This window comes from Daejeonella sp. (assembly GCF_030684675.1).
Taxonomy (GTDB): Bacteria; Bacteroidota; Bacteroidia; order Sphingobacteriales; family Sphingobacteriaceae; genus Daejeonella.
In genome coordinates, this window is record NZ_JAUXXZ010000064.1 from 1 (window position 1) to 13,603 (window position 13,603).

13 protein-coding genes are annotated in these 13,603 nt (G+C 40.4%); 3 read left to right on the top strand and 10 right to left on the bottom strand.

All coding sequences use genetic code 11. The features are described from left to right. Positions 1-181: 181 nt before the first annotated feature. The 5 genes from Q8M41_RS13825 to Q8M41_RS13845 all read right to left on the bottom strand — a co-directional run bounded on the left by Q8M41_RS13825 (position 182) and on the right by Q8M41_RS13845 (position 6,318). Positions 182-1,621, bottom strand: coding sequence for a sulfatase (locus Q8M41_RS13825; RefSeq protein ID WP_305365870.1), 1,440 nt, complete (start codon positions 1,619-1,621; stop codon positions 182-184). 74 nt (positions 1,622-1,695) lie between these two features. Then, positions 1,696-3,582, bottom strand: a complete 1,887-nt coding sequence (locus Q8M41_RS13830) for a hypothetical protein (RefSeq protein WP_305365871.1) — start codon at positions 3,580-3,582, stop codon at positions 1,696-1,698. A gap of 15 nt (positions 3,583-3,597) precedes the next feature. Next, positions 3,598-4,182, bottom strand: coding sequence for an LUD domain-containing protein (locus tag Q8M41_RS13835; RefSeq protein WP_305365872.1), 585 nt, complete (start codon positions 4,180-4,182; stop codon positions 3,598-3,600). A 16-nt stretch (positions 4,183-4,198) separates the two neighbouring features. Further along, entirely contained in the window at positions 4,199-5,575 is a 1,377-nt protein-coding gene (locus Q8M41_RS13840; protein ID WP_305365873.1) for a lactate utilization protein B, read from the bottom strand. After that, positions 5,572-6,318 carry a (Fe-S)-binding protein gene (locus tag Q8M41_RS13845; RefSeq protein WP_305365874.1) on the bottom strand — a complete coding sequence of 249 codons (747 nt, stop codon included), beginning with the start codon at positions 6,316-6,318 and terminating at the stop codon, positions 5,572-5,574. Before Q8M41_RS13845 ends, Q8M41_RS13840 begins: the two co-directional genes overlap by 4 nt. 219 nt (positions 6,319-6,537) lie before the next feature. On the opposite strand from Q8M41_RS13845, the gene Q8M41_RS13850 reads away from it, so the two are divergent. The 3 genes from Q8M41_RS13850 (at position 6,538) to Q8M41_RS13860 (ending at position 9,350) form a co-directional block, all read left to right on the top strand. Beyond that, positions 6,538-7,455: a PHB depolymerase family esterase gene (locus tag Q8M41_RS13850; RefSeq protein WP_305365875.1), complete on the top strand. Its 918-nt coding sequence runs from the start codon at positions 6,538-6,540 to the stop codon at positions 7,453-7,455. A 144-nt stretch (positions 7,456-7,599) separates the two neighbouring features. Beyond that, positions 7,600-8,556, top strand: coding sequence for a bifunctional molybdenum cofactor biosynthesis protein MoaC/MoaB (moaCB, locus tag Q8M41_RS13855; RefSeq protein ID WP_305365876.1), 957 nt, complete (start codon positions 7,600-7,602; stop codon positions 8,554-8,556). Positions 8,557-8,924: 368 nt separating this feature from the next. Further along, positions 8,925-9,350 carry a nuclear transport factor 2 family protein gene (locus Q8M41_RS13860; protein ID WP_305365877.1) on the top strand — a complete coding sequence of 142 codons (426 nt, stop codon included), beginning with the start codon at positions 8,925-8,927 and terminating at the stop codon, positions 9,348-9,350. 51 nt (positions 9,351-9,401) lie between these two features. Here the strand turns inward: Q8M41_RS13860 and Q8M41_RS13865 are convergent, their stop codons facing one another. The 5 genes from Q8M41_RS13865 to Q8M41_RS13885 form a co-directional block, all read right to left on the bottom strand. After that, positions 9,402-9,752, bottom strand: coding sequence for an MmcQ/YjbR family DNA-binding protein (locus Q8M41_RS13865; RefSeq protein WP_305365878.1), 351 nt, complete (start codon positions 9,750-9,752; stop codon positions 9,402-9,404). Beyond that, entirely contained in the window at positions 9,749-10,261 is a 513-nt protein-coding gene (locus Q8M41_RS13870; RefSeq protein ID WP_305365879.1) for a DUF4251 domain-containing protein, read from the bottom strand. Before Q8M41_RS13870 ends, Q8M41_RS13865 begins: the two co-directional genes overlap by 4 nt. A gap of 90 nt (positions 10,262-10,351) precedes the next feature. After that, the gene (locus tag Q8M41_RS13875; protein ID WP_305365880.1) at positions 10,352-10,801 is read right to left on the bottom strand and encodes a KTSC domain-containing protein; all 450 of its coding nucleotides are present in this window, start codon (positions 10,799-10,801) and stop codon (positions 10,352-10,354) included. A 375-nt stretch (positions 10,802-11,176) separates the two neighbouring features. Continuing rightward, entirely contained in the window at positions 11,177-11,440 is a 264-nt protein-coding gene (locus Q8M41_RS13880) for a zf-TFIIB domain-containing protein (protein ID WP_305365881.1), read from the bottom strand. A gap of 14 nt (positions 11,441-11,454) precedes the next feature. Further along, positions 11,455-13,599, bottom strand: coding sequence for a xanthine dehydrogenase family protein molybdopterin-binding subunit (locus Q8M41_RS13885; RefSeq protein ID WP_305365882.1), 2,145 nt, complete (start codon positions 13,597-13,599; stop codon positions 11,455-11,457). Positions 13,600-13,603 lie beyond the last annotated feature (4 nt).

Consider the following 13,603-nt stretch of genomic DNA (forward strand, 5'->3'; position numbering starts at 1 on the left):
TCCTATATTTTATCGGACAAACCAAATGGTACAACAGCAAATTCTTATTATGACGTTTATGAATATGTTCACTCATAAAACAAATATAAGATTAGGCCAGAACCCCGAAGCAGAGCTTCGAGGAATTCTTTTGATTAAATCATCCTGGTTTAATCAAAGATTCAAACGAAAGCGATTACCATCAAAATTTCATTTCAGCAACTTCCTGCTCATCCGGAACAAGTTTTTCTGAGCTATATTTTTCTGAACGGGTATTTAATTGCTTCTTTAATTGATTTATAACCTTTGAATACCGGATGTCCCCCGCCAGATTAATTGTTTCAAGAGGATCATTGCGTAGGTCATACAATTCTTCAGGTGCCTTAATTAGCCTATAGCGGAAAAACTTCCAGCGAGCGGTGCGAACACCTTCGCTTGATGGAATTTCAGGTAACTTCCAAAGGTGTTCAATCAAAATAGATTTTCTGGCAGAATGGTAAGAATTCCCCTTAAAAAGAAATGGATTGAGACTCATTCCCTGATAATTTCTTGGTGCTTTCAAACCTGCAAATTCAAGAATAGACTTGGATACATCAATATTCAAAACCATCGCATCAATGGATGCCGGATTCCTTTTTCTTGGATCATAAATGATAAGAGGAATGCGAATGGAGGCATCGTACATCAGCCATTTATCGGCCAATTGGCGATCACCGGTAAAATATCCATTATCTCCCATCACAATGATAATAGTATTGTCAGCTAAACCCCTTTCTTTCAATAATTTACGAAGCATCCCTATTTCATCATCTATTTCACTAATCATCCGATAATACCCTTTAATACTATTTTGGTACTTATCCGGGGTATCAAATCGCCATTTCCATCTTGTTCTGTTAAAACCATTCTTTACCTCTAATGGCAATTGATTGAAGTATTTCTCATCAGACAAAACTGGTGATGGTATCAGTGCATCCTTATAAAGATCATCCGACTTTGCCTGCCAAAAATATTGCTCTTTTGCAGAGTCATGTGCATGCGGTGCACTAAAAAACACAGATAAACAAAATGGCTTATCCTTTGGAGCATTGATGATGAAATCCTGTGCCTGAAAACCGCTGTATCTGGTCAGATGTACCGTATCCTTGTTAATAGTTTTATAAAAATATCCTCCTTTGTCTGGTTTAGTACCCCGATCGTAAAAATCACTCTGATCAAAATATTGCTCCGGATTATCAATATTCACTCCTAATTTCCCAAAAAAACCAATATGGTAGCCATTATCCTTCAATATTTTAGGATACATCATTTCAGCATATGGACCTTGAAGTTTAGGTTTTTGAAAGGTGTATCCATGTGTACGTTCATACAATCCAGTAAGGATAGAGGCCCTGCTTGCTGCGCAAATAGGTGTAGTTGAAAAGGCATTCTTGAAATACGTTCCGGATTTTGCCAGTGCATCCATTTCCGGAGTCTTAATGATTGGATTTCCGGCAAAGCCTAAAGCATCCCAACGTTGATCATCCGTTAAAATAAATATGATATTTGGCCTGTTAGTTTGAGAAAAGCCCCAAAAAGGACCAATAAGAATGAGTGTGAAAAAACAAAAATTCTTAACTAAATGACAATCATAACGAAACATAATTGACTAATTATTAAATTAATTTCGATTTAGTTATATTAAATTAAATTTCAAAAAATTATTCTATCCTGAATTTATAATACAAAATCAGGATTTTCAGTGATACGTTTGCCTTCGTTTTTAAAGGCTAGAATGTAATCTGATATTCTTTTCTTAGCTTCCTGCAGATTCTCATTATTCAGGTTGATATTGAGCAGGTCAATGAACCATGGAATTTTAAATTCATTGAAAACATAGATCTCAGCAATCTCTCTTGCAATCGGCAAGGTCGTTGTTTTTGAAGCATCATACACATCCTTATTATTCGCTTTCAGCAATTTCCCATACTCCTCATCCATCAGTCTTCTGAGCAGCTCTTTTGTGAATATATCACCAGTCCTGACACCCGTTGCAGAATCATCTTCAGTAAATTTAGCTCCCTTGTGCACCCATTCCCAAACAATGCTTAATCTGATCTCTCCGGTTGCCATATCCTCCATCAGATAGAGTATATCATCATTCCCAAAATCATCTGCTGCCTTGAGAGCAGCCGCCTGCATACCCTGTGCGAAGGCATTTCCATACTGAATGGCTACACTCAGCAAATTTCTGGCTCCCCTGATTGTTATCGGTGCCGGTTGGAGTAAAATTAATCCGTCGGCATCCTGCTGAGTATAAGTCAGAGCCGGGAATTTTCGCCCAACCTGATTTGCTTCCCCAATCTTTTCCCATACAGGCCTTACAATATTCACCATTTTCCAATGAGCCACCCATTTGCCGCTTGCACCTTCACGCTGTTCCCGTTCTGCACCAGCTAAGGCTTTTTTCATACTTGCGGCAACACCTTCTGCCGATCCTACCGGGATATTGGGTTCCATTCCTCCCTGCCAAATTGCGCAGTTTCCATTGATATCCGGCGTGTTTACTGCCCGGCGAACCCGATCTTCATAATTCCGCATATAGCCGTAGGTCATGGTCACAGATTCAATATTTGGATTTATAAAGCTTTTATCCCAGGCCATCGCATCAGAAACGCTGTTAATATAATCCCAGCGACCGGTATTATAACCTACGAAATGCTTGCCCAGAACCGCTCTGATCTCCATCAGCTGATAGGTGGCTTCAAGCTGCTCTACCAGCAGATATACTTTAATCGTTCCGTTTTCAAGACCCAGATGGTCTTCCAGTGCACTTAGCATGCTATTCCATAAAGAAGCCTCTCCGGCAGTCTGTATTTTAGGTAAATACAACACTATAGAGGAGCCTGATTTCCGCAATTGTCTGTAATTATTCACAACATAGAGACAAAGGTCGGCTATTGAGGCAGCCAGAGCCACACCATCCGCATCACGAATATGCCTGTCATCTAAATGAAGTCCGCGACAGCGGAATATCTTTGTCGTAAAATCAAGCTGACTTTTCCAGTCCTTTACAATTTCCTGGCCCAGAAATCCTTCCGACCATCGGTTCATCTCAGCGGCAACCTGCTCAGCCACTTTTAAGAAAACCGGATCTTTGGAAATGGCAAGCTTTAGATTTCGCTGGTTATCGAGTGACATACTGTCGATCTGTCCTAAAGCATCTTCCCCGTCAAACATCCAGCCATCAGCACCGGATAAGAGCGCATACGCTGCATTCCTGATGCTGCTTTCCAGACTTGCATTTGGCTTCGCTGCCGGACCTGTTCCCTGAATCCATTGTCGCTGAAGATCATGTGGAATCACAGATCCTTCGAACCTTCCCTCCCGGGCATCTTTTACCTTTATTGAAGAGCCTGGGATCAGACTTTCAGGATCGTAAAATTCAATTCTTTTACTGTTTGCATGACGATCATTGCGGCGTTTGATACGCTCATTCATCAAACGCTTCACTGATTTATTGAAATGAGCCATTGTGTTTAATGCCAGCAAAACTTCATCAGTGTATATATCTCTGTACTGCTCTTTTAAATTATCACGAATGATGATTGAATCGTTTTTCATTTGTATTGATGTAAATTATTTAATTAGATAAACGGTCATGCTTAAGGGACCATGAGCACCAAGCACCAAAGCCTGCTCAATATCGGCTGTTTTAGAAGGCCCACCAATGAAGCCTCCAAATCCATAATCTTCTGAAGCTATTTTTGAATAAGCGTCATGCATGGTTGAAACAATGCTTTCTTCCCGAACAATCACTGCAAGATGCTGGGTAATGTATGGTAATACGCGATGCCCCATAACATCCTCTGTTAACCATACTGCACCATTTTCTGCAACGCCCAAATGTGCTTCTATTATAGCTAATTCAACATCCTCCAGTGTGTGAGGATCAGCATCAGGGTCAGACAGCTCTGCTACATCAGTCAAGTCCGGTAGAGTAGTTAAAATTCGCTTGTTTTGATCAAAATCTTTTCTGATAAGATCCTTTACATTCTCAAGACTTCCTGCCGAAACAAGCAATCCACCAATACCTGCAAACACATCACTGTACTTTTTAACTACATCTTCCTCATGCACTTTAAAAACCGATATATCCGGAAGTGCTGAAAGTGCTGGCTGATTCTTTTTTACCGCCGCCAGTATATTTTCTCTAGTGCTCATTCAAAATTCATTTTAATCATTTCTTCGAACCATTCTTTGCATACCATTCCCCGAAGGATTGCTGCGAGCTATCTGGCATATCGCGTTGCTTATACCATGGATTAAACTTATTGTTGATAGCAAATGGTGCATTATTCAATAACCAGCGTCCCGTTTTTCCGGCTGTCTTGTAAATTTCGGGAGAAGAAAGCGTTAATGCCATCGCCTTCATACTGAAGGTTTTACGGCTTGCAGAATATCCTTGTTTCACAATCTCCTGACGCCATTTATAGAGCTGATCATGGATCGGAATTTTAACAGGACATACATTGGAACAAGATCCGCAAAGTGTTGAAGCAAAGGGTAGATCTGCATGCTGTTTCATATCCAGATTTGGCGCCAGAATTGCCCCAATAGGCCCGGAAATCGTATTATGATAGCTTAAACCACCGCTTTTACGGTAAACCGGACAAGTATTCATACAGCCTCCGCATTTAATACATTTCAGTGACTCCCTGAAATCAGGACGGGCCAATAAATTGCTTCTGCCCTTATCAACCAGGATCAGGTGCATCTCCTGCCCCGGACGAGGTTTTTTATAGTGACTAGAGTAAATGGTTATGGGTTGTCCTATTGCACTGCGGGCCAGTAATCTCAAAAATACCCCAAGATGCTTGCGCTCAGGGATAATCTTCTCAAGCCCCATAGAAGCAATCTGAACTTCAGAAAGATGAGCACCCATATCCGCATTTCCTTCATTAGTACAAACCACATACTCCCCGGTTTCAGCAACAGCAAAATTCACACCTGTGAGTGCTGCACGTCGGGTAAGGAATACATTGCGAAGGTGCTTACGTGCCACGCGGGTCAGTAAAGTAGGATCTGAAAGGCCTTTCTCGGTACCAAGATGCTCATGAAACAGTTCTCCAATCTCTTCCTTGCGCTTGTGAATACAAGGCAATACAATATGACTAGGTGGCTCATTATCAATCTGTTGTATATATTCCCCCAAATCAGAATTGATTACCTCAATGCCCCGTTCTTCCAAAAATTCATTCAAATGACATTCTTCAGTAAGCATAGACTTACTTTTGACCATTTGTTTAATCTCTTTTGCTTTCAGGATCGAATAAACAATCTGATTATGCTCTTCCGCATCTGATGCCCAGTAAACCTTAACACCATTTTTCTTCAGATTCTCCTCAAACTGAATCAAATAATCGTGAAGATTCGAAATCACATTAGATTTAATTGCTGAGGCCGCTTCCCGCAATTCCTCCCATTGAGGAGTTTGGTGAGCAGAGCGGTCACGCTTTTGTCTGATCCACCAGAGTGCACCATCATGCCAGTCGACACGTTCTTCATCTTTATTAAATTCTTCTGCTAATGCTGCGTGATCTAAAGTACTTTTCATGCCTTTATGGATGAACTATTTAATATTTCTGCTATATGTATGATCTTAACTTTGCTTTTGTTTCGCTGAAGAATTCCTTCCATGTGCATCAGACAGGAGAGATCGGGCGAAGTAATGTACTCGGCTCCATGCTTGGTATGATCTGTAATACGGTCTTTACCCATTTTTACAGATACGGCTTCCTCTGCAATACAGAAAAGCCCTCCAAAGCCACAACACTCATCTACCCGGTCGAGTTCTGTTAACTCCAACCCGGATACCATGTTCAGCAAATGACGTGGCTTTGAAAAGTCTGGTGCGATCAGCTCAGACATCTGCGCCAGATGAAGTCCTCTTAATCCATGGCAACTTTGATGAATCCCAACTTTATGTGGAAAATGGGCATCCAGTTTCTCAATCTTTAAAACATCAGTCAGAAATTCTACCAGTTCGTAGATCTTTCCCCGAATCTCTGTTGCCGCAGCTTCATCAGCATGTGAATGCAAATGATCTTTGACATGGAGCACACAACTCGCAGATGGTGCTACGATATAGTCAAATTTCGAAAAATTTTCTACGAAAAGATCATTACAGGATTGAGTAAGGTGTTCGTAACCCGAATTTGCCATTGGCTGCCCGCAGCAGGTTTGTTTAGCAGGATAAGTAACATCAGCACCAAACTTCTGAAGTAACTCGAGTGTAGCTATGGCAGCATTTGGATATAACTGGTTGACATAACAGGGTATAAAAAGACCAATATTCATCTGTATATTATGTTTTTGAATTTATTTATCGGATGGGGGGCCTTTTAGATTAAATTTCGATTCCAGGAATTAATCAGACACACAATCATTCGCAGAACAAAATACACATTTTTTGGAAAGTTAAAACAGATAAAAGTCGATTTCTATCAGTTAAACGAAGAAAATTTCATAAATTTTCCTGATACTTGATTATCAAAGCCCCTAATGATTTTTAGCACCATGAAAATTAAATTTATTTGCCTTTTTATCTGCCTATACTGTAGCCAATTTAGTTTTGGTCAATCGCGATCAGGACAGGGTCTGCATACCGATTCCATGAGTTATGACGGCCTGCAGCGTAAATACATGTATTATATTCCATCAGGGATTGAAAACTTAGAGAAAGTACCGGTGGTATTTTTTCTTCATGGGATGGGGGCAAGTGCCCAGATTGGTGTAAATGTTCTGGGGCCACAATACCATGCACGCGCAGAGCGGGATAAGGCAATAGTTGTTTATCCGGATGCAACCTCAAAACACTGGAATGATAAATTGGGCGGCAGCTATCCTCTAACCGACAATATCAATGATGTGGGCTATTTAAGCTCTTTAATAGACCTCTTCATCAGGGATTTTAAAGGAGACCCAAAACGGGTTTATTTCTCAGGCAGTTCGAATGGTGGAATGATGACCTACCGATTAAGCTGTGATCTTCCTGAGAAGATCAGGGCAATTGCTCCTTTTGTTTCGACAATAAGTCCGGGCGTAGCCCGGGAGTTTGCAAATGCAAAACCAATACCTATCATAATTACAAGTGGAACTGCAGATTCTGTAATTAAATGGAACGGTGGTACAATTAAAGTAACACGTACTCCTGTAATTTTATCCGGAGATGAAAACGTAGCCTATTGGGTAGCCAGAAACGGAGCAAAGAAAAAAGCGAAAATCACATATCTGCCAGATGTTGAACCCGGCGATAACTCTACCGTTGAAATCCAGCATTATAAAGGCAAAAATGATGTGATCCTTTATAAAATCATTGGTGGCGCACATACCCATCCAACCCTCCGGGCTCCGGGAAAGGCATTGGTTAAGGGACTGAACATGGATTATAATTCTTTTGAAAGAGTATGGGATTTTATGATGTCCTATAAATAGTATCAAGGATCAAAGAGCCAAGAACCAGGAACCAAGACAAAATCCTGGTTCATTTGAAATTTGTACTCAAGGATTTTTAACTATTAGTAATACATTTCTAAACAACGGTAAATTACTAACCAACTAACAACTAACAACCCGAAAATGCGCGATATCAGTCATAAACAGATCACACTCCGTACGGCCAGGGCGGTGGGTATCATATTTTGTTCAGAAAAAAGCATAGATCTGATCAACTCAAATAAGCTTCCCAAAGGCAATCTGTTTGATGTGGCTCGTGCAGCCGGCTTTTTGGGTGCAAAACTGACTCCACAGCTCCTACCCCATTGTCATCCGGTTACCATCGATGGCATGGATTTCACTTTTGAATTCCTTGGCAGAAAGCTGCATTCTGACTTGTTCAATGATGACATCCTTAACCGCACAGGAATAGTCATTCAGGGTGAGGCTAAATCCATAGGCCGTACCGGGATTGAAATGGAAACACTTACCGCTGTTTCAGTTGCGGCACTGGAAATTTACGATATGCTGAAACCTGTTGATACTAGCCTGGAGATCGGGCATATCAGGCTTCTGGAAAAGAAAGGTGGAAAAAGTGACCGTAGCCGGTACACTGAAAGCTCAGCTGTATGCGCCGTTTTGGTTTGTTCTGATTCAACGGCGAGTGGTGATCGTGAAGATAAGAGCGGAAAACTTATTTGCAATATGCTCGAGAATTCAAATGCCAAAGTATGGCATTACAAAGTACTCCCTGACGATAAAGATGCTATACAAAAACAGATTTTGGATTGGGTGAAAGAAGATATACAGTTCATATTTACTACAGGAGGCACCGGACTTGGCCCAAGGGATAACACGGTCAGTGCCGTAAAAGAGATTCTTGAAAGAGATGCAGACGGTATTACTGAAGCAATACGCAGCTTCGGACAAATGCGTACCCCACTTGCGATGATGAGCCGCTCGGTCGCCGGATCCATCGGTAAAACATTAATCGTCACCCTTCCCGGAAGCACCAATGGAGCACGGGAATCCCTGGAAGCTATCCTCCCCGGCGTATTTCATGCCCGGAATATGCTTGAAGGGGAAGGACATGGGTGTTAGTTGCCTGTTATCTGTTGTCAGTTATCAGTTTGTCAGTTATCTGTTACCAGTTACCAGTTTAGGGGTAGCTGCAGTAATAATATTACCTTGAAACTTTATCATTCAATTTACATCCTGCTTTAAGCTTTCGCCTTTTAGCTTTTAGCCTATTGCTTTATGCTTTCGCCTTTTAGCTGCTAGCTTTATCGGTAAAAATCCCACCCCAACCTTTCACCTACCATTTACCGCCGTTTACCGAGAACTTACCAGCATCCGCCTAATTGCTATAGACCGGCTTTGAAATCCATTATACATTTGATCAAGAAAACAAACAAAAAAAATATTAACACACACCTAAACAAAAAAATTAAAACTAAAAAACAATTATTATGAAAGCTTTAAAAACTATCGCCGCAGCATTATTAGTAGTATTATCAACAAGTGCATTTGCATCAGATGATACCAAAAGTGAAAAATTAAACATCAACTATGCTCTTAAGGCTTACATTGATGCAGTAGCACACGGAAAAATCAATGGACTAAATGAAGTGATGGACAAAGACGTAAAATTCACTTCGACTCGTGGACAGCAGATCATTAATCATGACAGAAATCAGATGCTTAATTCATTGAAAAATCTTCAGAATGTTGAGCAAAACTGCACCACTGAGTTCAGTATTGTTGAATCAACTCCTACTCAAAGTGTTGTTAAAGTAACCATGAAATATGACGGATTTTCTAAAATAAATTACCTGAACATGTCAAATACAGGTAAGGGATGGAAAATTGTTAGTGTTGCAACTTCGTACATTTAATCAGTATTCCCCACAAACGAAAAAAGGCCTGCTTTGCAGGCCTTTTTTCGTTTAATCATTTCCGCGCTGCCCAACCTGTTCAGCAAGCTTCCGCGGGGCAACTGTACAATAGCCACAACTAAGAATATCCCTGAACAAATCTTCTCTGACCTTGTTCAATTCAACCAAAGTCCAGCCTTGTTTTCCCCATTTATTGGCAGGGGGATAAATAATCTGCTTATCAAAAGTCGTAAAAACATCCTGGTCAATGGGTGATAACCTGATACAGGCCAGATTATTCTTCAAATCCAGTGTAGCAAATATTTTATTTTTAACCCTGAAAGAAGTCTTTTCAAAATGCGGAGCTTCAGTTGCTTCAGGAAAGGAAAGTGCAAGCTCCCGAAAAATTGACTCCTTTATCATCTATTACTCTTTCGGGGAGGCCGGGGAGCATCAATATCTCCATAAAATGATATGGGTTGCCGCATATTACTGGTTACCCGTAACGTTGCATAACCAGAAGTAGAAATAGAAAAATTAAGCTGATCCGGATCACTGGGATCGTTCAAGCGGATTGTAATATCATAACTACCATTCTTCATGGTCTTGATCTCATAATCAAAATCATAGGAAGTGAATTCTAATGGCCTATCTGCGATTCCAAAGCTCGGCTGGTTGTTTACTCCATAATAGGGCAAATTACTCTCAAGCGTATCCTGACTAATCTTAAGGAAGAATTCTGAGGTTAATTGGATCATGCCCCCAGAACTTGGAGTAGCTGATTGCGGACTAAAAACAAAAACCTTGCTTTCAAGCAGTTTTTTGATTTGTTCCTGTTTCTCCAGTTTGTTTTTTTGCCCAAAGGCGCTAATGCTGAACAGAGCCAGTAGGCTCAAAAGGATAAATCCTTTTCCTAATCTGTTGACTTTCATAGTATTAATTTATGAATATTATTGATAAACAATACTATATACGATCGAAAATAATAAATCGTTAAAGCTAAACTTAAAAAGAAAAGACTATCAGGCCATAGCTACACGCTTGCTGGTACTCCTGTAGACATAGTTATTGTAAATATGTCTGCGCGCAAACCTGCCTGGAGAATCGGCATTGATCAGTTTGATGTAAACAGCACGGGGAACATCAAAATACTCGTATTCATTCCCATCGCCAAACTTTACAGTTAAAACCTGTCCCTGATATTCAAAATCAGCGATTCCAACACTGGATGTGGTCAGATTATAATCATCCAGAGTTTGCAAACGTGTTTCAGGTGCAATGCTTACCAGGAAATGATAGGCTTCAATAATGCTTTTGCTTTTTTCTTCGGCTTCAAGCTTACTTTCTGCAGATTCAGTAAATTTATCCGGGTGCCAGTTCTTCATTAGAGTACGGTAAACCGTCTTTAACTGCTGCAATTCAGCATTTTTGTCAACTCCTAAAACCTTTCTGTAATCAACGATCTTTCTCATAATTTAAGTTTAAATAATTGCGAAAGATTACAGGTGTATTGGCTGGACTTCCGGAAAATAATTTTGCAAAGGTATGCTTTTAAAAATAGGTTATGCTATATCCCTTGAAAATGAAGATTAAAAGAAAAGCCTTTATACTTTTGATGGTAAAAGGCTTAATAATTTAACGTGATTTCAATAAATAAATATCTATAGATCAATATCTAACCACATAGATTGTCTTATATTATGCTATAAATGACACATATATTGAAGTGAAGCTTCAAGGCTATCTGTGTCTAAAATGAAGGTTGGCAGCTATAAAATGCTATGTTTCTATGTGGTTTTTAAATATTATGTCGCGTTCAGGTTAATTTAACATTAAAGTACCCAGGATTAAAAATCAAAAATATCATCTAAAAAAGATTTTTTCTTCCGCTGAGGATGGCTTTTATGGTAATCATCATCCTGATCATACTGGTATTTTTTATAATCGGAATCGTAATTACTTCTGCTTGAATAATGTTCTACTGAACGTTCAAGAATCTTTTCCAATTCACCACGATCAAGCCAGATACCACGGCAATCCGGACAATAATCAATCTCTACTCCTTTTTTATCTGCAATCAGTAAGGTAGTCAGACAATTTGGACATTTCATAATTCATTATAATTTTATGAAACTGTTTTAAAGACATCCTCCTCAATAAAAGGCTGATTTCTCAAACGTTTACCTGTAGCCTTGAATATTGCATTTGCAACGGCTCCCCCTGTTGGCGGAAGAGCAGGCTCACCCAAACCGGTAGGATCAATTCCATTATCCACAAAATGTGTCTCAATTTCAGGAACTTCCTTCATTTTAATCAGGCGGTAAGTATTATAATTATTCTGATCGACTGCACCATCTCTGAAACTTAACTTACTATACATTGCATGTCCCAATCCGTCGACGATACCACCCATTACCTGATGGCTGGCACCATTCATACTAACAACCTGACCGCAATCAGAAACCGCACAAATCTTTTTAACCACCGGCAATCCGTTACGCATAATCACATCAGCAACCTGGGCAACATAAGAAGCGTGGGAGAAATAAACACTGAACCCTTGCGATACATCCTTCTTCTTACCCCAACCAGATTTCTCGGCCGCCATTTTAATTACACCTTCCATTCTGCTGATATCATAGCGAATATCTCCAACAGGTGATTTCTTAGCTTTTGCAAGAAGGTCGAGCCTGAACTGAACAGGATCTTTACCAGCTGCCTGAGCTACTTCATCAATAAAGGCCTGCTCTGCAAAAGCAAGAAAATTAGTAATCGGAGCACGCCAGGCACCAGTTGTGATTGGCGATTTATGCTCAACTGAATCAATTAACACATTATCAACTGCTCCTGATGGGAAATTATGTTCCCTTGTTGGATTACCTGAATTGATACCTACTCCTCTCAATTTATACCCAGTAAGGTTACCTGCAGCATCCAATGCAGCCTCAAAACGATAACGACATGCGGGGCGATAGGTTCCAGCAGTCATATCATCTTCTTTGGACCAGATCAACTTTACTGGTGCCTTGATTATACTTGACAATTCAGCAGCCTCAGTTGCAAAATCATTTTTTAATCTTCTTCCGAAACCCCCACCTAAACGGGTAAGCTGCAGGGTAATTTTATCTTCCGGAATTTTTAATAATTGAGAGACTTCTGCGCGTGCTCTGGCCGGGGTTTGTGTCGGACCAACAAGCTCAACTCCATCCTGACGGACATGAGCGAAAAAGTTCATTGGCTCCATCGGACTGTGGGAAATAAACGGACACTGATACTCACCTTTTATCACCTTAGCGGCATTTTTAAATGCAGCATCAACATCTCCATCCTTACGCCTGACAGTCGCCTGACCGTTATCCATTAAGTTCAGGAATAATTTATCATGATCTTCAGTGCTTTCCAGATCGAATTCCTTTTCATATTCAATCTTTAGCATTTTTCTTGCCTTAAGAATCTGCCAGGTAGATTTACCTACAACGGCCACATTGTTCTTAAAAGAAACTACGTCGATAATTCCAGGCATTGATTTAGCGATAGAACCATCAAACGATTTCAGCTTCATACCAAACTGCTCAGGACGCTGTATCATTGCATAAACCATCCCTTCACGGTAGAAATCTAAACCAAATAAAGGCTGACCAGTGACTATTTTACGGTTCTCAACATTCCTTACTGATTTTCCGATCAGTTTGAAGTCCTTCCGGTCTTTCAACTTCACACTTGAAGGTACAGGGATTTTAGACGCTGCTTCAGCAAGTTCACCATAACTTAATTTCTTGCCTGTACGGCTATGTGTTACGAAGCTATTTGCTGCGGTACATTCAGAGGAAGGAACAGACCATACTTTGGCCGCAGCCTCAATCAACATGAATTTAGCTGTTGCACCCGCATTCCGAAGTAATTTCCATGAATGTGGAACTGCGCCACTACCACCAGTAAGCTGACGGTCAAACTTATTATCGAGATTTGCCTGAAGTACTTTCACTTTTTTCCAGTCGGCTTCGAGCTCTTCGGCTACAACCATCGGAAAAGAAGTGATAATATTCTGTCCTAGCTCAGGGTTTGGAGACATAATAGTCACGACACCATCTGTAGCGATGGACAAATAACTATTAAAACCTATATTTCCGGCAGCCATTGCTGAATTGGAAATAACTACGGGCACACTGGCTTCGGCATTGAACCAATTAAATCCAAGTACAAGGCCACCCCCTGTTATTGCGGTCATTTTTAAAAAATCGCGCCTGCTGTTTGTTGTTTTACTTGTCATGATG